We start from the raw sequence: 24,672 nt of genomic DNA, 5'->3' as shown, positions 1-24,672 counted from the left end.
ATGACAATCGAAAAATTTTTAACATTTATGTCTAAGGACGTTAAAAGAAATTTAATTATTCACTTATTTACTTGTCACGAAAAAGAATGTGACGTTTTAGATTTAGTTGACCTTTTAAAGGAAAAACAAGCTAACGTTTCAAAACACTTAGGTGATTTGAGAAGAGACAAAGTGGTAGCTAGAACAAAACAAGGTAAAAAGTCAAAATACTATGTAACAAATGAATTTAAAAAACAATATGGTTACTTAGTTGAAGAAATTATGGAACACTCAGATCCTGCTTTACTTGACAAAATGGCTTGCAAATGTTTTGGAGATGGACACGTAATGGAAGTTGGAGAACACAATCACAACTTAAAATACGTTTCAAGCGTAAACAAAAAATAATATGCAAAAACCAATTCCAAAAATTACTTTCTGAAAATTGACAAAAGGCATTCGAATATATGGTCTTTTATCTATTTTTACAATTTTAGTAGGAGTTTTAATGCAGGTATTTTTACCTGACGTTTCAAATGATGTAATTAATGCATTGCAAAACAATACTGCTGATATTAATTTTGTACTACAAAAAGGAGCGATTCTAATAGCTCTTGCTCTTATTGCGCTTTTAACAGGTATATTAGCTATATATTTTTTAAATATTGCATCCACTAGATATGCTCAAAACATCAGAAACGCAATAATTAAACAAGTTAATGAATTTTCATTTGAAGATATTGACCATTTTACAAATGGTTCCATTTTAAATAGACTCAATATAGATGTGAATAATGTTCAAATGTCATTTAGGATGATAATCGGAACTTTTATTAGGTTACCTATTACTTTCTTATTATCACTTATAATGTCAATTAAACTATCATTGACTTTATCATCTATATTCTTAGTAACATTACCAATATTATGTAGTTTCTTTGTTTTAATCTGATTTATTAGTTTTCCTAAATTCAAACTAATGTATAAACAATATGATTTATACAATCAAAAAATTCAAGAAAACTTAAACAGCATTAGAACAATCAAATCATATGTAACTGAAAAATCAGAGTACAACAAAGTTGCATCTTTAGCTAATACACTTAAAGATACTAATATCAAAGTTAATAAGCACTTAACTTTTAACAGCTTATTAATTAATGGAATAATTTATAGCTCATTTATTACGCTTGCAATAGTCGGAACACAATTGTATTTAGGACAAAAAATTCAAATTGGAACAATTATGGCATTTGGTTCATACATCTGAATGGTTTCAGGTTCTCTAATGGGAACTATGAACGTTTTAAGTCAAATTTTAATGTCAATTCCTGCTTCAAAAAGAATTAAAGAAATTTTAAATTACGTTCCTACCATATTAGATGCAAAAGACTCAATCAAACACAATGTAATTGGTGACATTGAATTTAAGGATGTTTCATTTGCATATACAAATTCAAGTCATCAAGCGCTCAAAGATATTAATCTTAGAATTCCAGCTAATAGTTCGTTTGGAATTATCGGACAAACTGGTTCAGGAAAAACTACACTTATTAACTTGATTCCTAGATTTTATTCAGTTAAAGATGGAGCCATTTTAATTGATGGGATTAACATTAATAAGATTCAAAAAGATAATCTAAGACAACAGATTTCTGTTGTATTTCAAGATCCAACTTTATTTAAAGGAACTATTAGAGAAAATATGCTTTTTGCTAATCCTGATGCAACTGATGAGCAAATTTATCAAGCATTATCAGAAGCAAACATTTATGACTATGTCTATGGATTAGAAGATAAATTAGATCAGGTAGTAGAACAAAGAGGAAGAAACTTCTCTGGTGGTCAAAAACAAAGATTAGCAATTGCTCAATCATTACTTAAACAACCTAAAATCTTAATTTTAGATGACTCAACATCAGCGCTTGATTCTAAAACAGAAAATCACGTGAAAAATGCTGTGTCAAAATTACAAAATTGCACCAAAATTATCATTGCACAAAAGATTAGTTCAATCAAAGATTGTGACAATATTATCTTGTTACAAGATGGAAAAATCCAAATTCAAGGTAATCACGAGTATTTACTTAAACATAGTAAATACTATAATGAACTATATCAATCACAACAAAATGCAGGAGGTTTAGATGAGGTCGATGCAATCATTTAAATCACCTAATCACAATCTTAATTTAAAACTAACTAAAGAAGAAAAGCTAGATTCATTTAAGAAGTTAGTTTCTTTATTATGAAAACATAATAAAGGATGATTGCTTTTAGCTTTTACTTTAGTTATATTTAGTGCAATGGGTAATATATATAACCAACTATTTTTGGGATATGTAATAGTTGACAAATTATTGTTAGGAACAAATCCATTTAATGAAGACAAGTTTTACATAATCATTTGTGTATCTGCACTTATTTTCTTAACAAGTATTATTTGTGATTTCATAGCTAATAGAATAATGATATCTATTACCTATAAAACAATGACTAAACTGCGTTTGGACTTGTATGAGCATATACAAACTTTACCTATTAAATACTTTGACTCTAAATCTAAAGGTAATCTAGTATCTAGATTTACTTCAGATATAGATACACTTAGAATGTTTCTATCAAGAACAATAATTACAATTATTCAATCGTTTATAACTTTAACTGTATCACTTTCAATATTATTTGTACTTAACTGATTACTTAGTTTAATAATGGTTGCTTTAACAATACTAATAGCACTTAGTGCATACATTATTAGTAAAAAATCAAGCAAGTACTTTATTAATAAACAAAAAAATAACGGTCAAATGATAGGTTATGCAGAAGAAGTTATTTTAGGACTTAAAACTGTTAAAATGTATGGTCAAAGTGCTAATGTAGTTAAGAAGTTCTCTGATATTAATAACACACTAACTAAAAACAGTTTTAAATCTGAATTTATTTCTTCAATCATATGACCTTTATCAAAGAACTTAAGCAACATTGCTTATGCGCTTGTTATTATGATTGGAGCAATTGTTGTTATCACAAACAAATCAGGTAACGGAGTTGCTCTAGGATTAACAATCGGTATTGTTGTTTCATTTTCTCAATCAGCTAAAAGTTTCTCAGGTCCAATTTCAACAATGACTCAAACAGTAAGCTCATTTATGCTCGCGTTAGCTGGTTCAAAAAGAGTTTTCGATATATTAGCTCAAAAAAGTGAAATTAACCAAGGAACTATTAAATTAGTTAAAGTAATTAATAAAAATGATAAATACACTGAAGTTAATTTAAATGATAAGGATGGTTTCTATGCTTGAAAAACACAAGTAGGAAATCAAATCATTTACCAAAAAGCACAAGGTAAAATTGAATTTAAAAATGTATATTTTAAATACAATGAAAATGATGAAAACTACACATTAAAAGATATTAGTTTTGTAGCTAATCCAGGAGATAAAATTGCATTCGTTGGACCAACTGGCGCTGGAAAAACAACAATAGTTAACTTAATAACTAGATTTTACGAAGTAACTGATGGAGCGATATTGTATGACAATATACCTATCGAGAATATTGATAAACATTCTCTTAGAAAATCTATTGGTTATGTTCTTCAGGAAACAAGGTTGTTTACAGATACAATTCAAAACAATATAACATATGGTTCTGATTTATATGACGAACAAATGCTATCTAATGTTTCAAGAACAACTAATTTAGTTGAACATATAGAAAAACTAGATGATAAATACTCGACTATGTTAACTAATTCAAGTTCTAATTTATCTCAAGGACAAAAACAACTTATTTCTATAGCTAGAGCTAGCTATAAAAATCCAATAGTTTTAATATTAGATGAAGCAACATCTAATATTGATACACATACAGAATTTCAAATAGAAAAAGCAACCGATAAGTTGCTTCAAAACAAAACATCATTTATCATAGCTCACAGATTAAGCACAGTTAAAAATGCCACTAAAATAATTGTTATAAATGATGGGCAAATCATTGAACAAGGTTCTCACGATGAACTTATAAAAAATAAAAATCTATATGCTCAACTATGAGAATATGCTTCAAACAAATAGCAGGAAAAATCAATTTCTTGCTATTTTTATATATAAAAGTAGAAAACTTCACAAATCACAAAAAATGTAATTTAGAGAAGTGATTTTTAAAAAAATTAAACAAGTTATTTTGCTATTAATTAATTACAAGTAAGGTATTTTACTTTTATTCTTTAATTTAGACTTAAAAGTTTTAAATTATCACAATTAATAAGTGCTATGCAAATAGTGCTGATTTTTTATATCTTTTTTAAGTTAATTAATTAACTAAAGATATAAAAAATAACAAGACTATTTAATCTTGCTATTTGTAATATTTAAATACTGTTTATAAGCGTGTTTTAAGAATGCTTTTGACTTGTTATATGTAAGAATATTCAAAGCTCTTTTCACAGGGTAAAAATGCGCTTTTTTGACCTCTGAGAGCAGTTTCTTAGGACAAGAAGTGGTTTTAGTATCTGCTAAGAAGTAAGTCACTTCTTTTCAGTTACCTGTTTGATTAACAAAATATGTGTCAACATAAAATTTGTCTGCATAAATTGTTATATCTTTAATTGATGTTTCTTCAAAAACTTCACGATGTGCTGTATCAAGTTTTGTTTCGTTATTTTCCATATGTCCTTTAGGAAAATTTCAAACATCATTAATTTGTTTAATTAATAAAACTTTAATTTGTTTTTTGAATTGTTTGAAAACAATTGCACCACACGAATATTCAGATACTTTTTGATCCATTATTTTTGATCTTCCAATCATTGTGTAGCTAATTGTTTAAGTTTTTCAACTTTGTTAAGTTGTTCTCAAGGTAAGTGTAAATCATTTCTGCCAAAGTGTCCATAGTATGCTGTTTGTAAGAAAATAGGTTTTCTAAGACCAAGAGCATCAATGATACCTTTAGGTGTTAAATCAAATAATTGAGTTACAAAGTCAGCAATTACACTGTCTGGAATGTTTTTAGATGTACCAAATGTTTCAATCATAATTGAAACTGGTTTAGCAACACCGATTGCATAAGCGATTTGAACTTCACATCTGTCTGCTAAATTAGCTGCAACAATGTTTTTAGCAATTCATCTAGCAGCATATGCTGCTGATCTATCAACTTTAGTTGAATCTTTTCCTGAAAATGCTCCTCCACCGTGTCTTGCTGAACCACCATATGTATCAACGATGATTTTACGTCCTGTAAGACCTGTGTCACCAATAGGCCCACCGATAACAAATTGACCTGTTGGGTTGATTAAAATGTGTTTAGGTGCATCTAAGTTGTATTCTTTTAATACAGGTAAGATAATTTGTTCTTTAATGTATTTTTTAAACTCTTGTTCGTTGTAGTTTTTAGAATGTTGAATACTTAATAAAACTGTGTCTACAAATACATTGTCTTTGTCTGTGTAATCTAATGTAACTTGTGATTTCATATCAGCTTTAGCTCATTTGAATTCCATATTTTGTCTTAAGTTTTCAGCTCTTTTAACTAAAGCGTGAGCTAATGTGATTCCCAAAGGCATATATTCAGGTGTTTCGTTAATTGCATAACCGAACATTAAACCTTGGTCACCAGCACCGATTTCGTGTCCTTTTTCAACACCCATAGCGATGTCTTCACTTTGTTTTTTGATGTCTGTAATGAAACTTGTTTCTGTTGTGTAGTATCCGAGTTCTTTTAAGATGTTTTTAGCTATTTCTATAACATCAATATCAGCAGATGATTTAACTTCTCCTGCTATGAAAATATTATGCCCACTTGCCATTGTTTCAATAGCAACTTTTGATGTTGGATCTAAAGCAAGGTAAGCATCTAAGATTGCATCAGAAATTTGGTCACACAATTTATCTGGGTGACCTCTTCCAACTGATTCACTTGTAAAAAGTTTTCTCATTTTATCTCCTAATTTAATCAAATGTTTACTAATTATTCAGTCATTTATTTTGGGCTAATAAATTCATTGAAAAAGTTAGCAAGATAATTTTACTATAAATCTATTAAATAACCTCGCGCTTGCTTCTGTTTTTCAGGACAATGATTAAGAAAAATAAGGGAAATGAAGCAAAATTTTTGTTTTGAAAATAAGATTAAAATCGCAAAATAAAACCCACTATTTTAGTGGGTTCTAAATTAATCATTTATTATTCAGGTAATACTAATGTTTGTGTGTATTCTTTATTATTTTCACTTGAAACTTGGTATGTAATTGTAACTGATTTGTTTGCTTCATCTAATGTTCCATCAAGGAATTTACTATTTTTTAAAACAATGTTTGATACGCTTAAACCTTCTTTAAGTGCGAATAATTTGTTGTTTTCTCCGTTACCACCAGATGTTATACCGAAGAATGCACCTTTACTGTATGATTGTAATAAACCGTTTGTTTTAATTTTACCTTGTTTAGCATCATATGTAGTTTTAGCGTTAGCATATGTAGCTGTTGGTAACACAACGAATGCATCTTTGTATGCTGATTCAGCTTCTGCAACAGGTTGTTCTGATACTGTAGAACCAGTATCAGTTCTTGATTCCTCTCCATCTGCTGTAGCTGGTGTTGTTTCTTTAGCTTTTAATCCATTAAGAACTTGTGAGAACTTTCCATTCATTGCCTCTGTTAATTCTGTAGCTTTTGGCTCAGCTGATTTTACGAAGTAGAATACTTTTTGACCTTCTGCAACTGTAGGAACAACTGTTTCAAATTCAAAACTAATTTTTGCACTTGTTTCAGATGCATCACCTGGAATAGTTTCGATTTTTGCAACTTTGAATTTAGATGCTTCTTTGAAGTTTGCATCTAATACATACCCATATTCTTCACCACCAGCTTTTGGAAGGATTGTCATTGGTGTGAAATTTAATGCAGCTGTAACATTGTCAACTGTTAAGTCACTAAATGAAACTTCACTCATACTTTGTTTATTTAATGCTTCTAATAATTTTGCTTCGTCAATTGTGAATGCTTTTTCAACACGATATGTATTAGCAATACCAGCAGCACTCATTGCTAAAACAGGCAATTTTGTAACTTCGACTTCATCTTCTAATGATGTAGCTTCTGTGCTTCCTGTTTTGTACATAAAGATATCATTGTGTGATTTATCATCTAAGTATAAGTACGGAATAACTCTAGTTTTTCCTTCTTTAAGGTTTGTGCTTGCATCTACTACTGTAAATGCTCCTTTAACTAAATCATCACCTGTAACTGATACTTTGATTACATTTTCTAATGTTTTGTTTGTATATGAACCAGCTAAATATTTAGCACCAGCTGAAACACCTTTAGCAGTTTGAGGTTGAATTGCAAGGTTGTTTTCTTGTTCTTTATCAACTGTTGTTGACATTGTCGCTAAAACTGCTCTGAATTTTTCATATGCTTTTTCTTTTGAGATGTAACCTGCGACTTCGAAGTCTTCTGATGTAGGTTCTGTTTGACCTTCTTTTGTTGTTTTAACAGTAACTTTAGCTTTTCCAGCAAATAATAATTCTTTAGCAGCTCTACCTTCATCTGTATCTGCTTTTGATAATTCATATAAGTCAACTACTGATTTTTCAACAAGTGTAACACCTTCTGGAACATCAACTGTAAAGTCATTAATATCAGCTACGTAAGCTGTTTTCTTTCCTGTAACATCTGCATTAAGTGTTACTGATACTTTCTTTTCTTCTACTGGTGGTGTCACTGGGTCTGGATTAGGAGTTTCGTTTCCTCCGTTTCCATCTCCAGGGTTACCTGTGTTTGGATTTTGATTACCATCTTTAGGGTTAGTTGAAGTTCCTGTTCCTGGGTTTGCAGGTTGTTTTGAATCTTTATTATTGTCGCCTTTATTGAACTTTCCTAAAACTGCCATAGGAATTGTAACAATAGCTATTCCTAATGCTGCAGCTCCTAAAATGGTGAATGCAACTTTTCAAGCTCTTTTCATAATTTCTCCTTTTCAATTTCAATTTTGAAAATTGAAAAATAATTTAACTAATTTTCATTTTTAATTTGTCTAATGATTTCATCAATTTTGTATCCATTCTTAGAAACTGTATCTAAGTGGAAATGAACTGAAGGCACTTTACGTCAATCGAGTGATTTGGATAACACTTTTTTAACATAACCTGCCGCATTGTTTAATGCTTCGATACCTTTTTCTTCGTTTTTGAATAATGATACAAACACTTTCACGTGTGATAAGTCAGGTGATAGTTGAATATCCATCACTACTGGGTCTATTACATTTGAATTTGTAATATCATTAGTCACTATGTCAGCAATCAATTGATGTAATCTTGCTTCTTTTCTTTTTAAACTAATTTCGTTCATAGTTAAATTATACTTTCTTTCTTATTGAATATATATAAATATAACTATAACTATTTTATACACCTTTTACCCTAAAATGTAAGAATTTTCTTAAATTTTTGACAAAATGTGTAAAAAATAGCATCTTTTTTCACAAGATGCTAATATATTTTGGCTATTTTGATTAATTTAATTTTGAAATTTTCGTAATTTTTCTAGCTTAAAGTAAATGATTGTTCGTATACTTTGTCACCATTATCTTTGATTTTGTATTTAATTGTAAGTATTTTTGTTTCTGGATTTCAAGTTCCATCAAAATACTTGTTATCCGTAGTATCTCTAGTTGAAAGGAATTGGTCAATTGTAATTCCTTCTTTAGGAAGAAGAATTTTATTATCATCGCCTTGACCACCAGATTTAATTCCTATACCATTGAAACCTTTGTAAAGTTGTAAAAGACCATATCTGCTAATTTGATTAGCTTTTTCTTGAACCTTAGCATTTACATATGCAAATGTACCAGCTGGCTGCAATACGAATGCATTTTCGTATTGGTCAACTGGAGCTGCTATAGTTATTGGATTATCAGTTACACCATTTACTGGATTAACAGGAACCGGTTGTGGTTCTGGATTGGTTGGCGTTTTAGGTTCTTCAGATTTTTGTTCTTTCGCAGAACATTGAGCGGCGATAAGTGGCATTGATGCTACTGATAAAACACCTGTAGCAAAAAGTAAGAATTTGATTTTTTTCATTTATCCTCTTTTATTCTTTTGTCTAAAAAAGAATGTTTGTTAATTTATTAAATATATTTAATTTGAAAAAATTGAATATATTTTACTTATACACCTTTATCAAATTAAAGTAAAGCAAACTCTTTAATTTTTCACAAAATGTGTAAAAAATAGCATCTTTTTCACAAGATGCTAATATATTTTGGTTATTTTGATTAATTTAATTTTGAAATTTTCTTAATTTTTCTAGCTTAAAGTAAATGATTGTTCGTATACTTTGTCACCATTATCTTTGATTTTGTATTTAATTGTAAGTATTTTTGTTTCTGGATTTCAAGTTCCATCAAAATACACGTTATCCTTAGCATCCATAGTTGAAAGGATTTGGTCAATTGCAATTCCTTCTTTAGGAAGAAGAATTTTATTATCGTTTCCTTCACTACCAAACATACCACCAAAAATTCCTATACCATTGAAACTTCCGTAACGTTTTAAAAGACTATATCTGCGAATTTGATTAGCTTTTTCTTGAATCTTAGCATTTACATTTTCAAATGTACCAGCTGGTTGCAATACAAATGCATTTTCGTAATTGGTTGGTGTTTTAGGTTCTTCAGATTTTTGTTCTTTTGCAGAACATTGACTGGCAATAAGCGGCATTGATGTTGCTGATAAAACACCTGTAGCAAAAAGTAAGAATTTGATTTTTTTCATTTATCCTCTTTTATTCTTTTGTCTAAAAAAGAATGTTTGTTAATTTATTAAATATATTTAATTTGAAAAAATTGAATATATTTTACTTATACACCTTTGTCAAATAAAAGTAAAGTAAACTCCTTAATTTTTCACAAAATGTGTAAAAAAATAGCACTTTTGGTGCTACTTGTGAAAATATTCGGTTAATTATTCAGTGTCTTGAATTGAATCAACACCTGGTAAGTTTTGACCTTGTAATAATTCTAAGCTTGCTCCACCACCTGTTGAAACGTGTGAGAATTTATCTTCCATTCCTAATTTTTCAACAGCAGCAACTGAATCTCCACCACCAACAACTGTGTAAGCGTTTGATAATTTAGAAACAGCTTCACATACTGCTAATGTACCATTTTTGTAGTGTTCAAATTCAGCAACTCCCATAGGTCCGTTTCATACAACTGTTTTAGCTCCTTCAAGAGCTTCTTTAACGTTTTGGATTGATTTTGGTCCAAAGTCAAGTCCCATAAATCCATCTGAAATTGAACCTTCTTGAATTGTAGGTTCAACGTCTGCAAACATTTCAGCTGTAGCGTGGTCAAGTGGTAAGATAACTTTGTCTGAGTATTTTGCTAAGAAATCTTTAGCTAATTGAATGTAATCATTTTCAACTAATGAAGTTCCAACTTTTTGTCCTTGAGCTACCATAAATGTGTAAGCCATAGCTCCACCGATAATTAATTTGTCAGCAATTTCTACTAATTTTTCTAACACTAAGATTTTGTCTGAAACTTTAGCTCCACCAACGATAGCTACATAAGGGTGTTCTGGGTTTTGTAAAACTTTAGATAATGATGAAACTTCTTTTTCCATTAAGAATCCTAAGGCAGATTCAGCAATGTTTGAAGCAATACCAACATTAGATGCGTGTGCTCTGTGAGCTGTACCGAAGGCATCGTTTACAAATACATCACCTAATGAAGCTCAGTAAGCTCCTAAGTATGGATCGTTTTTAGATTCAGCTTTGTTATTTAAGTCTTCAAAACGTGTGTTTTCAACTAAAATAACATCACCACTTTCCATTTGTTTGATTGCAGATTCTAACACGTTTCCACGTGTTACAGGAACAAATGTAACTGGTTTTTTAAGTAATCTAGCTAATTCAACTGCAACTGGTCTTAATGATTTGTCTTTTAAATCTTCTTCTGTTTTTACTCTTCCTAAGTGTGAAAATAAAACAACTTTTCCACCTTTTCTGATGATGTACTGAATTGTAGGAAGTGCAGCTACAATTCTTTTAGCAGATGTAATAACACCATTTTTTAATGGTACGTTAAAGTCAACTCTAACTAAAACTGTTTTATTTTTCAAACTAAGTTCATTTAAAACTTTTTTCATTGTATCTCCTATGTAAATATAACAAATAAAATAAGGTGTATATATTATAAAGTATTAAATAAAAACACAACAATATTTATTGTTGTGAAATTTAAGGTTTAATAAAGATATACAGGTATATAACTTAAGGCTAAAATAAAGTATAAAGAGTATATATCTTTAATAACATCTTTGTAGATTGTATTGATTAATTTTTCTTTATTACCAATAAACGTAGATGAATTTATAACCATAAATCCAGATGAACATTGAAATGAAGCGTAAATTACATCATTATTAGCTCAATAACGCATACCTCTGGCGATAATGCTTGTATTTTTAATACCAAATTTGAAAAGTTTATTCATTTCTTCCATTGCTAATGGAGTAAATAATTGAAACATTTTAGTTGGATTATTAGATTTAACTTTGTAAATTTTGTTAAATTCAATGTTTTCAAGTTCTACTGGTTCTAAATCAGAAAACTTATCTCCAAAGAATGTAAAGTTTGCTTGGTCTTTTTGAGCAAGTGCTCTTGCATCGATTTTTATTAAAGCACTATAGTAATGTTCTTCGTGAATATTACCATCTTTATCTCTGTGGAAATCGACTCAATGTGCTTCTGATATATGTGCATGATATTTATTATCAATAGTAACTGTTTGAATTTCGGTTACACCTCTTAGTTCTGAGCCAGTTGGTATTCATTTAGGTTTAGTGCTTAAGTATTCATCTTTTGTAAACTTATTTGTGTTAGGATCAAAATTATGTTTTATAGATGTAGGTGTAAAGTTTTTGCCTTCATATTTTCATCTATCAATTAGAGCTTCAATCGCAACTCCATAAATATTTGATTTATGAAGCTGACTTATAATTTCTTTTTTAATTTTTCTAATAATATTTCATGCTTTAATTCAAAAACCAATAGCAACAAGTATAGATATTACAAATACAAGTGCAAAAATAATAGCACAGGTAGTAAATGCCGAAAGCGCTCTAAAACCACCATATTCTTTTGTAGCTTCTAATCCAAGAAAAAAACCAGAAAACAAGAAAGCGCCTATTGATGCTAAAAACACCCTAAGTGCATACCTATTGGTTTTTTTATAATCAACATAGATTGGTAATTGAGTAATTTCATTTACATGATTTTTAACGATTGGTAATACAGTTTGATTTGCTTTTTCATAGAATTTATCTATGCTAATAAAATCTTCAGCTCTTTTCATATTTTTTATAATCCTAGAGCAACCATATCAACATCTTTTCTAGCTTGAGAAGATGCTTGGAATAATCTAACTGTTGATAACCCCATATTTGCAGCAACAACGTTAGATGGAATTTCAAATAACATTCTGTTGAACATATTAGCTTGTGAATTGTAATTTCTTCTAGCAGCTGCAATTTCACGTTCAATGTATGTTGTTTCATCCATTAATTCAGTGTATAAAGCACTTGATTTAAGTTCTGGATAGTTTTCTGAAATAGCCATTAAACGACCGAATACTGATTGGTTTAATTTGTCTAATTCTGCAGAATTTTCAAGTGTTCTACCTGATGAAACAAGTGAACGCATTTTTGTAACGTTTTCAAAAACTTCAGCTTCGTGAATTTTAAATGATTTAACTTGTTGAACTAATTTAACAAGTGTGTCATTACGTTTCTGTAATTGAACATCAATGCTTGATGCACTATTGTTAATGTTATTTTGCATTCTGTTTAATTCATTTTTCTTTCCAAGGTATCAAAATCAACCTAAACCTAAGGGTAAACTCATTAAAATGTACATAAAAATCTTAAGTCCTGTAGATGCTTTAGCAGGAATTTCAGCACTTGATGCTGTAGGTTCAAAACCTTTTTGGTTTTGTTCTTCATTATGTGAATATAAATTTGCCATATTTAATCTCCTTTTTTTTATTTACCTATAATTTTATATAAAAATAAGTTAAATATATTGAATAAAAAATAACAAAAAAACACAACAATTTCTTGTTGTGTAATCGATTTGATTAATATAAGTAAACAGGAATGTAACTTAATGCTAATACAAAGTATAAAGTGTAAATATCAGTAACTACATCTTTGTAAATTTTTGCAACAAATTTGTCTTTTTTACCTACAAAAACCGGAATATCAATATCCATAAACCCGGATGGAGTTATAAATGAACAGTAAACAACATCATTGTTTGCTCAATATTCAAAATCTTTAGCTTTTTGAATGTTTGTGTGTTGTAAACCTTGATTGATTAATTTAACTAATTCTTCCATTGCAAGTGGTGTGAACAATTGGTACATTTTTGTTGAATTATCACTTGCAACTTTGAAAATTTTGTTAAATTCTTTGTTTTCCATTTCTACTGGTTGAAGACCATTTTTATTATCAAAGTATGTAAAGTTTGCTCTATCTCTTTCTTTAAGTTCTCTAGCATCAATTTTAAGTAAAGCAGAATATCAAGTTTGTTTTGTTTCGTGTCCGTTTTTGTTTCTTGTATTTAAAAGTCATTTAGCAACTGAAACGTGTGCGTGATATTTATCATCGATTGTAATTGTTTGAACTGGTGATGTGCTTTCTAATCGAGCATTTCGTGGAACAAATGCAGGTTTGAATGATTCATATTCTTTGAGTGCGAATCTTTCTGTTGAAAAATCATAGTTATGTCTGATTGAACTAGGTTCAAAATCATCATTTCTATATTTTCATCTTGAATCAGCTGCATTGACTGCTTTTCCATAAATGTTATCTTCTCTTAATTTGCTTGCAATAAAGCTTCTAAAAATTAAGTTTCTCTTTTTAGCTAATTTTACAAACACAAGTGTTAATATGAAACAAATAAAAGCAGCAAGAAAGAAAAGGCCTGATACAACAAGTTTAGCCATTCCATTAGCCATTCCATCGGCTATTCTATCATTTAGTTGTATAACAAAACATATCATTGCTATTGTAACAGATATAATCATACTTATAGATGACCCTAAAATTCAATATTTCATACTTTTATATTTTTTGTATAAAGGTGACTTGTAAGCATCATCTACTGCATTTTGAATAATTGGAAGTACTACTTGATCAGTTTTTTCTTTAAACTGTTCTATACTAACAAAATCTTCAACTCTTTTCATATTATAAACCTAACGCTTGAATATCAACATCTTTTCTAGCTTGAGAAGATGCTTGGAATAATCTAACTGTTGATAATCCCATAATTGCAGCAACAACTTTTGTTGGGATTGTAAATATTTCTTTATTGAACGCGTTAGCTTGAGCATTGTAATTTCTTCTAGCTGCAGCAATTTCACGTTCAATGTATGTTGTTTCATCCATTAATTCAGTGTATAAAGCACTTGCTTTAAGTTCTGGATAACTTTCTGAAATAGCCATTAAACGACCGAATACTGATTGGTTTAAGCTTTCTAATTCAGCTGAGTTTTCAATTCCTCTACCACCAGCTGCTAATGAACGCATTTTTGTAACATTTTCAAAAACTTCAGCTTCGTGAATTTTGTATGACTTAACTTGTTGCACTAATTTAACAAGTGTATCATTACGTTTTTGCAATTGCACATCAATGCTTGATGCACTATTGTTAATGTCATTTTGCATTCTATTTAAACTATTTTTTCTTTGGAAGTATCAAATTCAACCTAAAAATAGTGGAATAGACATAATAATGTATAAAAATACTTTTGCAGCTGTAGAAGTTTGAACTGCAATTTCAACGCTTGAAGCTGTTGGTTCAAAACCTTTTTGGTTTTGAGCTTCATTTTGTGAATATAAATTTGCCATTTTTCTCCTAAATTAATTGTTAATTTATTAAATACAAGCTAATATTCATCAAAATATGTAAATATTTGTTGTATTTCAACTCTATTCTAGAAAAAAAAAAAAAAACGGAAGTAAAAAGTCAAAAATCCTGAAATTATGTGAAAAATTATGAAAAAAATAGACAGATTTTACTCTGTCTATGCAAATTTAAATAACTTAAATTATTTTTCTTGGTAGTTTGATCCACCTCTGATTTTACCTTTTGTACTGTGGATTAACATTCTACCTTTGTTGTTTTTTGCTAATTCTTTAGCAAATTCGATTGCTTCTTTTTGTGTTTCAAAAGTTTTAATAGCTTTTACTCCACCTTGTCTGATAACTTTTCAGCCATCGTTGTGTTGTGAAACGTGTCAAACAGCATCTAATTCTTTAACTTCTTTTTCTTGAACTTCATTTACTTTTGCCATAATTATTCGTCAAGCTCATCAATTCTAGATTGATGTCTTCCTCCTTCAAATTGTGTATTCATATATTCATTTAACATATCTTTAGCTTGCTCAAATGTTACTTGTCTTCCACCGAATACAAGAACGTTTGCATTATTGTGTTGTTTTGCTAAATGTGCATCATCAACAGATGTAACTCTAGCTGCACGAATGTGTTTGTGTCTGTTAAGTGCATATGAAATACCTAAACCTGTACCACAAACTGCAATACCAAAATCAGGGTTTGCTTCATCTACATAATTAGCTAATTCCTTACCTTTTGAAGCATATGACACTGAAACTGAATCTGTTTCAGGTCCTAAGTCCACAACATCAAACCCTTGTTCTTTTAAGTATGATGCTAATTCGTCTTTTAATTTGTAACCTGCGTGGTCACTTGCAAGTGCTACTACTTTTTTGCTCATTAGTCCTCCTTTTAAATTTTGAACATTAATTTATTGATAAATTAATTATACAAAGTTTTAAAAACTTTTGTATTTTCAATTTTGCGAAAACTTTAGTGTAAAAATTGTGCTTTAGTTCCTTTTTGACAAAAATTACTAAATATAATGAGATGAAGACACAAGTAGATCAAAGAGATTGCTCATTATATGTGCTAGATTATTTTCACGAGTTTTTCTACAAAGAAAATTTAGATATTAATAATCTAAAATTGCAAATTCAATATAGTGCAGCAGGTATAAGTTTGGAAAACATAAAGCTCCTTGCTTCAAAAGTAAATTTGGAGCTTAATGCTTATGAAATTAATTGTGAACAATTGCTTTTGTTAGAAAAGCAAGTTTTTCCTATTGCAACAGTTATCAAAAATAATACTACGGACCATATGATTGTAATTAGGAAAATCAAGAACAATAAATTTTATATTTATGATCCGATTGATGGTGATGTTAAATTGAGCAAAAATGAATTTGAAACTAAATTCACTAACATTATTGTTGCATTTAGTAAAAACAAAAAGCAAATTGATAATGAAGGTGAAGAAAACAAGAAAAATATAAAACCAAATCCATTGATAAGTAACTCCAGAAGTTTAAAAATTTCATTATGGTCTAACTTCTCATTTTTATACTTATTTTGCTTACTCATAGAAATAAGCATCTATATTTCGTTTCCGTTCTTGAATAAAGTTATTATAAATAATATTGCTTTAAATAAAGATGATCAAATTCTTATGTTTTTAGGAATGATTTTTAGTGTGCTATTTTTAATAAATTTCACGTTCAACCTACTAACCAGACAACTGATGTATAAAATAGCAACTAAATATAAAAGTGATTTAATTAATAATTTAATAAATGAATTGAAATTTAAAAATAAGCAAGTAATTAATTTGCTAACTTTTGCAGATTTTAAAAACAGAATTATTGCACTTGATAATTTAAGTTTATTTAAATTATGTTTTCTTCCTGAATTAATTAGCACAGTTATTTCGATTGCTGTTTCATTTATTTTACTAATCAATATAAATTGAGTGTTGCTTTTAATAATTTTTTGTTATTCAGTAATTACATTGATTTTAAGTTTTATTAATAAAACTAATTTTGATAATAACTTCAATAAATTACTCAATAACTCAATTATGTTTGAAGATACCTTATTTAATATTTACAAATTAAATCAAACTTCACATAATGAAAATCTGCTTAATAATTTAAATCTTAAATCTACTTATGTGAATGAGAAATTGCATAGCGATTCAATTATTTTCAAAAATAAACAAAGCTTAATTAATTATTTAAGTTCATTTTTAAACTTTTTAGTTCCTTTATTAATTTTAATAATAGGAACTATTCAAATTTGAAATCAAAATTTGAGTGTTGTCAATTTAATTTTCTTTTTAACTGGTGTTTCTTTATTCACTAATCCAATTAGAAATATAATTCCATTAATAACTAGTTATAGTCAATATAAAAAGGATTTAGATTTGATTTCATTATTAAATTTTGAAGACTTAAAAATACCTAAAACTAGCTTACAGAAGGAAAGAATAATTAAAATTCAACTTTCTAATATAAGTTATTCATATAATTCATTAAAAGTCAATAAAGATTTAGAAATTAGTAAACTATTGATTGATTCGAACATACATTTAGTCGGTAAAAATGGTTCAGGAAAAAGCACACTCTGTTCTATATTGAATGGCTCGTGTGAGAGTTTATCTGGAATTATTAAAGTTAATGATCAAAAGCTCAATCCATTCTTAGATGAAACATACAAACAAAGAGTTTTATATATTTCAAATCAGATGCTGAATTTAAAGATTAGAACACTAGAATACCTATGTGTAAGTGATATTAGTATTTTCAAGTCAATTTTAGAAAACAATAAATTAGATAAATTAATTGATGAATTAAACATTAATTTAAACTCATCACTGGACCAATTATCTAGTGGTCAGGTTCAATTTGTTAATTTGCTTAATATATTTTTAAATGACTATGATTTATTGATACTAGATGAAGCTTTTGCAAATATTGATAAATCAATGTTCGAAAAACTAAAACCTATTATTAAAAATAATTTGCAAAATAAATTAGTTGTAGAAATTTCACACAATAATAGATATATTTTCGATGATTCTAAGGAAGTGAATATTGAAAACTTATCTTAAAGAACATAAGTGAAATTTCTGCATACTACTTATATTATTTTTCATTTTCGTAGCGCTCATTTTAGTCTTATGTTCAACTAAAGTAAATGTATATAAAACAGTTTTAATAACTGCAGAAGGTGATGATTTATATTTATACAACTTCAACATTGATAATCAAAAACTAGATACCTGTTATGTTAGTTTTGTTTATGATAATGAATTTTATAAATTCAATATCGATATTTCTAATCAAGATCACTCTGATGTTCTTATTAAAAGTGATGAACTGAAGTTATTTGTAAATGAAAATAACATTAGACAAATTCAAGTTAATTTACTAATTGATCAAACTTTATTTATCAAATATGTCTTGGGAAGTATATAAAAAAACTCCATTACAGAGTTTATTTATGATAAGTAATATTATTTCTAATTGTAAATGCTCTATAAATTTGCTCAACTAACATAACTCTAAATAATTGATGTGGAAAGGTCATTTTTGAGAAGTTAATTTTATTAGCAAACATTTCTTCATCAACTCCATTTGAACCACCAATCACAAAAGTTACATTATCAATATCTAAAAATGTTGAACCAAACTCTTCAGAGCTTAATTGTTTTCCTTGTAATGATAAGTAGATGACTTTTGAATTTTTAGGTATCTTTTCTAAAATCATTTCAGTTTCTTTTTTAATTTTTAACTGAATGTTATCTATCTTTTGTTCTTTAATTTCAATTAAATTAATCTTTGCAAAGAAGTTAATTTTCTTAACATAATCATCATATAAAACTTGAAAATCTTTTGTTAATGAACCTACTGCAACTATATTTAGTTTCATTATTTGTTTTTTCTACTTTCAATATGGAACATAAGCATTTGAATGTCAGCTGGGTTAATTCCACTAATTCTTGATGCTTGTCCAATTGTTAAAGGTCTAATTTTTTCAAGTTTTTGTTTAGCTTCTGTAGCTATGTTTTGAACTTTTGAATAATCGATATCTTCAGGTATTTTAAAGTCTTCTAATTTATTCATTTTTTGAGCATCAGATTTTTGCTTCTTAATGTAACCTTCAAGTCTTACCATGATAGTTAATTCATTTTTGTAAGGGAAGTCACCTAAAACATCAACCGGATCAACATCTGGTCTAGCTAAAACTCTTAACATTGAAACTCCATTTTCTACTCCAAGTTTTTTAGCTAATTCTGATTTAGATGATAAGTATGTGTTTTCTATTTCATTGATTTTTTCATCAATCATTTGGTATTTATTAATTATGTTTTGGTAATCTACATCAGAAACTAAACCAACTTCATTTCCATATTTTGCAAGTCTAATATCAGGGTTATCATTTCTTAATAATAAACGATATTCAGCTCTTGAAGTTAACATTCTGTAAGGTTCTTTAGTCCCTTTTGTAACTAAATCATCAACTAAAACACCAATGTAAGCATCGTGTCTTTTAAGAATCAATGGTTCTTTAGCTTCAAGTTTTCTTCCTGCATTAATTCCAGCAATAAGACCTTGAGCCGCTGCTTCTTCATATCCACTTGTTCCATTAATTTGACCAGCTGTAAAGATGTTTTTGATAACTTTAGATTCTAATGTAGGTGTAATTTGCAATGGATTCAATGCATCATATTCAATTGCATATCCTCATTTTTGAACCTTCATATTTTCTAAACCAGGAATTGTTCTTAACATTAAATCTTGAACTTCAATAGGCATTGATGTAGACATTCCGTTTACATAAATAATTGAACCATCAGCAGTTTCTGGTTCAAAGAAAACTTGATGTCTTTCTTTATCAGCAAATCTCATAACTTTATCTTCAACACTTGGGCAGTATCTTGGACCTATCCCTTCGATAAGTCCTGAATACATAGCTGATTTATCAATGTTATTTCTAATAATTTCGTGTGTTTTCTCGTTTGTGTAAGTTAAATAACAAGAAATTTGCTTATCAAGTTTAACATTTGAACGGGATGAGAAAGCTAAATAAGTATCATTAAGTTCTTCTTTTTCAACTTTTGAAAAGTCGATTGAATCAGCATAAACTCTAGCAGGTGTTCCTGTTTTTAATCTTTGTAAATCAAAACCTAACTTAGCAAGTGATTGTGATAATTTTGGTGTTGTTTTTTGATTATCAGGTCCTGAAATTTTAATTTCATCACCTCTAAGAATTCTTGAGTTCATATACGTTCCAGTTGTGATAACTAAAACTTTAGCATCTAAAATCGAACCATCTTCCATTTTGATCGCTTTAAATTGGCTATTATCGTCAACAAGAATATCCTCTGCAACTCCTTCAATTAAAGTTACATTTTTATGATTTTGTAATGCTTCTAAAATAAGTGCTGAATATTTTTCTTTATCAATTTGAGCTCTCATAGCTCTAACTGCAGGTCCTTTTGATTCGTTAAGCATCTTAATTTGAATCATTGCTAAATCTGAAAAGTAACCTTGAACTCCACCAAGTGCATCAATTTCACGTGTAATAATTCCTTTAGCAGGTCCACCAATTGATGGGTTGCAAGGCATCATAGCAACTTTTGAAAGATCAAAAGTGATAAGAGCTACTTTGTGACCCATATTAGCTAAAGCAAAAGTTGCTTCAACACCAGCGTGGCCTCCACCTATAACTATTGCTTCAAATTCTTTTTTGTTCTCTAAAATACCTTTATTATTCATAGTTTCATAATTTTAATTTATTTTTTAATTTTTAAAAATCATAAAATTAGTTTATTTTATGGTCTAAATTGATGTTTTTGATTAAATAGCGCAATTAAAATAACAAAATTAATTAAAAAATGAACAGACTTTTAAATCTGCTCATCTAAATAATTTTAATTAATTAATCATCATACTCATCGATGATTTCTTCATCATCTGATTCGCTCGGAAAATCATCTGGTTCGATGTTTCTTGTGAATTTACAGTTAGGGAAGTTTTTGCAAGCAATGAATGGTTGATTTTTCTTGTTATATCTTTTAACTAAGATACCATCATCTTCAGGACAAGTTGTGTCCAATTGTTCTAATTTGAATGTGTAAGGTGTAATTTTACCTTGTGCATTATCAAATTCAACAAGGAAGTTATCTCAGAAATCTTGCATAACTTCATTTTTAGTGATTTCATCTTCAGCAATTTGGTCTAATTCTTGTTCAACGTGTGCTGTATAACTTTCGTTAATAATATTAGGAAAAGCTGCGATTAAGTTTTGTAAGATAATTTCACCAAATTCAGTAGGATGTAATGCACCATTGTTTAATTCAACAAAACGTCTATCTTTAACAATTTGAACTGTTGAAGCAAATGTTGATGGACGACCAACTTTGATATTATCAAGCGCTTCAATAAGTGTCCCATCGTTATATCTTGGTGCTGGTTTTGTTTCGTGATCACATAAGATAAACTCATCAACCTTAACTTCTTGATCAATTTCGTAATTTGGATCAACTTGTTCAGATTCTTTACCTGTCACAACATAGTAACCATTAAATTTAATTGTTGAATAAGAATTTTTAAATGTGTATTTATCATTTACATAAGTATATTGAACACTTGTTCTAATTGGTTGCTTAATTAAAGCTTGAAGTGTTGTATCATAGATTAATTTGTAAATTCTTACATCATTATCTTCCATTTTTGGATAGTGAATTTGAACTTGTTCAGGTGTTAATGAAACATCTGATGGTCTAATGGCCTCGTGGGCATCTTGGTCTCCACTAAATCCTTTAATTTCATCAGCAATATAATCTTCACCTCACTTATTTTTGATAAATTTATGTGCATCATCAATAAACGATTGAGATAAACGTGTTGAATCTGTTCTCGGGTAAGTAATTAAACCGTTTTCGAAAAGTTTTTTAAGAATGTTTGTTGTTGAATTAGATGAAAATGGTGACTTTTTATATAAAACAGCCTGTTTGAATGGTTGAATTGCTCCAACTTTTCTATCAGAAACTTTTTTGTTAGTTACTTTTAAAACTTTAGGAGCTGACTCAAAGTATTCTTTGATTACATCAACTTCTGAACTGTAAATTCAGTTTTTTCTATCTGATTCATTAGCTTCATTATGATATGCAGCTAAAACGGGATTGTTATTTAATTTAGCATCAAGAGTAAAGTATTTTTCAGGAATAAATGCTCTGATTTCTTTTTCTCTATCAACTATTAGTTTAAGAGCAATTGATTGAACTCTTCCTGCTGTAGGTTGACCTGGTGTATTTTTAAATTTATATCTTAATAAATAAGATAATCTAAATCCAATAATTCTGTCAAGCATTCTACGACTCTTTTGAGCATTAACAAGAGCATCATCAATACCTGTCGGATTATCTAAGGATCTTAAAATAGCATCTTTAGTAATCTCATTATATTTAATACGTGAGTATTTTTCTTTGGGTATTTTTAAATAATCAACTAATTGGTACCCTATAGCTTCTCCTTCACGGTCAGGGTCAGTTGCTATATAAACGTGTTCTGCTTCTTTTGTTGCTTTTTTAAGCTCGTTGATAATATTTTTCTTTGTATTATCAGCTGTATAAAGAGGTTCCCAAGTATCAAAATCGATACCTAATGAATAAAGACCAGAAATCTTCATTCTAAGGAAATGACCTACAGATGCAATAACATTGTATTCATCTCCAACATATTTTTGAATTGTCTTAACCTTTGTAGGTGACTCGACAATAATTAATTTTTTCTTCAAGGTTGTTGCACTCATAATGGAAAATATATACTTTTTTTAGAAAATCAAAAGCATTTAAATTATTCTGCTTATATTAATTATTAATATTTTAATAATTAGGAAATGTAAAAATTTTTACATCACACAACAATAGAGCAATCTTTTAAAACTTTAGATTTTTTATGTGTTAAAATATACTAACTATGGAATTAACTATGTATAACTCTTTAATGCAAATTAAAAATAAGCACGATGAATTAGAAAAATCTTTACAAGATCAGGAAATAATTTCTGACATTAAAAAATACACAAAAATTAATAAAGAAATTAACTCAATTAAAGATATTGTTGAAGCATTTGATAAATACCTTGAAGCTGAAGCTAACTTAGCAAATGCAAAAGAAATGTTAGGTGAATCAGATGAAGAATTAGTTGCTCTTGCAAAAATGGAAATTAATGAAGCTGAAAAAACAATGGAAGATTTATCTGAAGATCTTAAAATCTTAATTCTTCCTAAAGATGAAAACGATGAAAAAGACGTTATTGTTGAAATTCGTGGAGCAGCTGGTGGTGATGAAGCTAACATTTTTGCAGGTGACTTATATAGAATGTACACAAAATGAGCTTCACAAAATGATATGAAAATCACACTCTTAGATGCATCAGCATCTGAAGCTGGTGGATTTACTTTGGTTACATTTGCTGTAAAAGGTGACAGACCATATTCAAAACTTAAATTTGAATCAGGTGTTCACAGAGTTCAAAGAATTCCAGCAACTGAGACTAAAGGTAGAGTCCATACTTCAACAGCAACAGTTACAGTTATGCCTGAAATCGATGATGATATTCAAGTTGAAATTAAATCTGAAGAAATCAGAATTGACGTTTACCGTTCATCAGGAAACGGTGGTCAATCAGTTAACACAACTGACTCAGCAGTTCGTATTACACACTTCCCAACTGGAATTGTTGTAACTTGTCAAGAAGGTAAAAACCAAATTCAAAACAGAGAAATCGCAATGAGAGTTCTTAAATCAAAACTTTACGACATTGAGTTACAGAAAAAACAAGCAGAAGAATCAGGTTACAGAAAATTAGCTGGTTCTGGCGCTAGAAGTGAAAAAATCAGAACATATAACTATCCTCAAGATAGAGTTACAGACCATAGAATTTCATACTCTACAAGTTTACTTCCTGTTATGGAAGGAAAACTTAATCCTATTATTGATGCATTACTTACAGAAGAACAAAACGAAAAAATCAAAGAAGCTGGAATTTAATGCCTACAAGAGAAGATTTATTATTAGAAAAAAGAAGATATGGTTTAGAACAAACTGTATCTTCTTTTGAATTAGAACAACTTCAAAAAGGAATGCCGGTTCAAAAAATAATGGGTTATGTTGAATTAGCAGATGTAACTATTGATGTTTCTAAAAAAGTTTTAATCCCTAGATACGAAACAGAAGAACTAGTTATATTAGTTAATTCAGAAAATAAAAAACAAAATTTAGATGTTTTAGACTTATGTACTGGTTCAGGTTTTATTGCAATTGCTCTAAAAAAAGCAAATCCAACTTGAAATATAACTGCATCAGATATAGATTATGAAGCAATTGAGCAAACTAAAATAAATGCACAAAAAAATGATGTTATGATTAACATCATTCAATCAGATATGTTTGAAAATATCAATCAAAAATTTGATTTAATTGTTTCAAATCCACCTTACATTCAGGAAACTGAAATATTAGATAAATCAGTCACTGATTGAGAGCCGCTTCATGCATTATATGCAAAAGACGATGGATTTTATTTTTATGATTTAATAATTAACAATGCAGAAAACTACTTAAAACAAGGTGGAAAAATCTATTTTGAAATCAATCCATTTCACATTAAATATTGAGAAAAATTACAAGAAAAATATAAAATTACTATACATAAAGATATGAGTTCTAAAAACAGGTTTGCTGTTATAGAATTTGACTAAAAGGAGAAA

23 protein-coding genes are annotated in these 24,672 nt (G+C 28.8%); 7 read left to right on the top strand and 16 right to left on the bottom strand.

The features are described 5' to 3' along the window. From VBM86_RS00290 to VBM86_RS00280, 3 genes are read left to right on the top strand one after another with little or no spacing between them, the layout of a single operon-like run. Window positions 1-387: a transcriptional regulator gene (locus VBM86_RS00290; protein WP_257088616.1), complete on the top strand. Its 387-nt coding sequence runs from the start codon at window positions 1-3 to the stop codon at window positions 385-387. Window position 388: 1 nt separating this feature from the next. Next, complete coding sequence (locus VBM86_RS00285; RefSeq protein WP_323189465.1) at window positions 389-2,149, top strand: ABC transporter ATP-binding protein; 1,761 nt, start codon at window positions 389-391, stop codon at window positions 2,147-2,149. After that, on the top strand, window positions 2,127-4,058 hold the full coding sequence (locus VBM86_RS00280) for an ABC transporter ATP-binding protein (protein ID WP_323189464.1): 1,932 nt from the start codon (window positions 2,127-2,129) through the stop codon (window positions 4,056-4,058). The genes VBM86_RS00285 and VBM86_RS00280 overlap by 23 nt, the downstream gene beginning before the upstream one ends. A gap of 270 nt (window positions 4,059-4,328) precedes the next feature. Here VBM86_RS00280 and VBM86_RS00275 read toward each other — a convergent pair whose 3' ends face one another. The 13 genes from VBM86_RS00275 to VBM86_RS00215 all read right to left on the bottom strand — a co-directional run bounded on the left by VBM86_RS00275 (window position 4,329) and on the right by VBM86_RS00215 (window position 15,793). Beyond that, entirely contained in the window at window positions 4,329-4,793 is a 465-nt protein-coding gene (locus VBM86_RS00275) for an NUDIX domain-containing protein (protein WP_323189463.1), read from the bottom strand. Next, window positions 4,772-5,920 (bottom strand): methionine adenosyltransferase, encoded by a 1,149-nt coding sequence (gene metK, locus VBM86_RS00270; protein WP_323189462.1) that lies wholly within the window; start codon window positions 5,918-5,920, stop codon window positions 4,772-4,774. The genes VBM86_RS00275 and metK overlap by 22 nt, the downstream gene beginning before the upstream one ends. A gap of 247 nt (window positions 5,921-6,167) precedes the next feature. Beyond that, complete coding sequence (locus VBM86_RS00265) at window positions 6,168-7,949, bottom strand: hypothetical protein (RefSeq protein ID WP_323189461.1); 1,782 nt, start codon at window positions 7,947-7,949, stop codon at window positions 6,168-6,170. A 47-nt stretch (window positions 7,950-7,996) separates the two neighbouring features. Beyond that, the gene (gene rbfA / locus VBM86_RS00260; protein WP_257089750.1) at window positions 7,997-8,335 is read right to left on the bottom strand and encodes a 30S ribosome-binding factor RbfA; all 339 of its coding nucleotides are present in this window, start codon (window positions 8,333-8,335) and stop codon (window positions 7,997-7,999) included. Window positions 8,336-8,529: 194 nt separating this feature from the next. Next, window positions 8,530-9,069, bottom strand: coding sequence for a variable surface lipoprotein (locus VBM86_RS00255; RefSeq protein ID WP_323189460.1), 540 nt, complete (start codon window positions 9,067-9,069; stop codon window positions 8,530-8,532). A gap of 225 nt (window positions 9,070-9,294) precedes the next feature. Then, window positions 9,295-9,762, bottom strand: coding sequence for a hypothetical protein (locus tag VBM86_RS00250; protein ID WP_323189459.1), 468 nt, complete (start codon window positions 9,760-9,762; stop codon window positions 9,295-9,297). Between the two features lie 189 nt (window positions 9,763-9,951). Further along, a complete protein-coding gene (locus VBM86_RS00245) occupies window positions 9,952-11,139 on the bottom strand; it encodes a phosphoglycerate kinase (RefSeq protein ID WP_323189458.1) in 1,188 nt (395 codons plus the stop codon). A 98-nt stretch (window positions 11,140-11,237) separates the two neighbouring features. Beyond that, window positions 11,238-12,347: a DUF3137 domain-containing protein gene (locus VBM86_RS00240; protein ID WP_323189457.1), complete on the bottom strand. Its 1,110-nt coding sequence runs from the start codon at window positions 12,345-12,347 to the stop codon at window positions 11,238-11,240. A 5-nt stretch (window positions 12,348-12,352) separates the two neighbouring features. Then, entirely contained in the window at window positions 12,353-13,015 is a 663-nt protein-coding gene (locus tag VBM86_RS00235) for a LemA family protein (protein WP_323189456.1), read from the bottom strand. A gap of 112 nt (window positions 13,016-13,127) precedes the next feature. Continuing rightward, the gene (locus VBM86_RS00230; protein WP_323189455.1) at window positions 13,128-14,240 is read right to left on the bottom strand and encodes a DUF3137 domain-containing protein; all 1,113 of its coding nucleotides are present in this window, start codon (window positions 14,238-14,240) and stop codon (window positions 13,128-13,130) included. A gap of 1 nt (window position 14,241) precedes the next feature. Then, on the bottom strand, window positions 14,242-14,904 hold the full coding sequence (locus tag VBM86_RS00225; RefSeq protein ID WP_323189454.1) for a LemA family protein: 663 nt from the start codon (window positions 14,902-14,904) through the stop codon (window positions 14,242-14,244). A 200-nt stretch (window positions 14,905-15,104) separates the two neighbouring features. Then, entirely contained in the window at window positions 15,105-15,350 is a 246-nt protein-coding gene (locus VBM86_RS00220) for a DUF2188 domain-containing protein (protein ID WP_257089736.1), read from the bottom strand. Window positions 15,351-15,352: 2 nt separating this feature from the next. Then, window positions 15,353-15,793, bottom strand: coding sequence for an RpiB/LacA/LacB family sugar-phosphate isomerase (locus VBM86_RS00215; RefSeq protein WP_323189453.1), 441 nt, complete (start codon window positions 15,791-15,793; stop codon window positions 15,353-15,355). A gap of 149 nt (window positions 15,794-15,942) precedes the next feature. On the opposite strand from VBM86_RS00215, the gene VBM86_RS00210 reads away from it, so the two are divergent. After that, on the top strand, window positions 15,943-18,000 hold the full coding sequence (locus VBM86_RS00210; RefSeq protein WP_323189452.1) for an Mbov_0121 family peptidase domain-containing ABC transporter: 2,058 nt from the start codon (window positions 15,943-15,945) through the stop codon (window positions 17,998-18,000). After that, on the top strand, window positions 17,984-18,367 hold the full coding sequence (locus tag VBM86_RS00205) for an MAG1140 family protein (protein ID WP_323189451.1): 384 nt from the start codon (window positions 17,984-17,986) through the stop codon (window positions 18,365-18,367). Before VBM86_RS00210 ends, VBM86_RS00205 begins: the two co-directional genes overlap by 17 nt. 19 nt (window positions 18,368-18,386) lie before the next feature. On the opposite strand, the gene VBM86_RS00200 is transcribed toward VBM86_RS00205, so the two are convergent. The 3 genes from VBM86_RS00200 to topA all read right to left on the bottom strand — a co-directional run bounded on the left by VBM86_RS00200 (window position 18,387) and on the right by topA (window position 22,709). Next, entirely contained in the window at window positions 18,387-18,821 is a 435-nt protein-coding gene (locus VBM86_RS00200; protein WP_323177493.1) for a 23S rRNA (pseudouridine(1915)-N(3))-methyltransferase RlmH, read from the bottom strand. Further along, window positions 18,821-20,671, bottom strand: a complete 1,851-nt coding sequence (gene mnmG / locus VBM86_RS00195) for a tRNA uridine-5-carboxymethylaminomethyl(34) synthesis enzyme MnmG (protein WP_323189450.1) — start codon at window positions 20,669-20,671, stop codon at window positions 18,821-18,823. Before mnmG ends, VBM86_RS00200 begins: the two co-directional genes overlap by 1 nt. 163 nt (window positions 20,672-20,834) lie before the next feature. Next, complete coding sequence (topA, locus tag VBM86_RS00190; RefSeq protein ID WP_323189449.1) at window positions 20,835-22,709, bottom strand: type I DNA topoisomerase; 1,875 nt, start codon at window positions 22,707-22,709, stop codon at window positions 20,835-20,837. Window positions 22,710-22,888: 179 nt separating this feature from the next. On the opposite strand from topA, the gene prfA reads away from it, so the two are divergent. Together prfA and prmC are read left to right on the top strand one after the other, a co-directional pair. Then, entirely contained in the window at window positions 22,889-23,953 is a 1,065-nt protein-coding gene (gene prfA, locus VBM86_RS00185; protein WP_323189448.1) for a peptide chain release factor 1, read from the top strand. Next, entirely contained in the window at window positions 23,953-24,663 is a 711-nt protein-coding gene (prmC, locus tag VBM86_RS00180; protein ID WP_323189447.1) for a peptide chain release factor N(5)-glutamine methyltransferase, read from the top strand. Before prfA ends, prmC begins: the two co-directional genes overlap by 1 nt. The last annotated feature ends 9 nt before the right edge of the window (window positions 24,664-24,672 follow it).

Origin of the sequence: Mycoplasma sp. 21DD0573 (assembly GCF_034863425.1) — a bacterium.
Classification (GTDB): domain Bacteria; phylum Bacillota_I; class Bacilli_A; order Mycoplasmatales; family Metamycoplasmataceae; genus Mycoplasmopsis.
The sequence above is the reverse complement of the archived record's forward strand: the minus strand, read 5'-3'. Positions and strand labels throughout refer to the sequence as shown.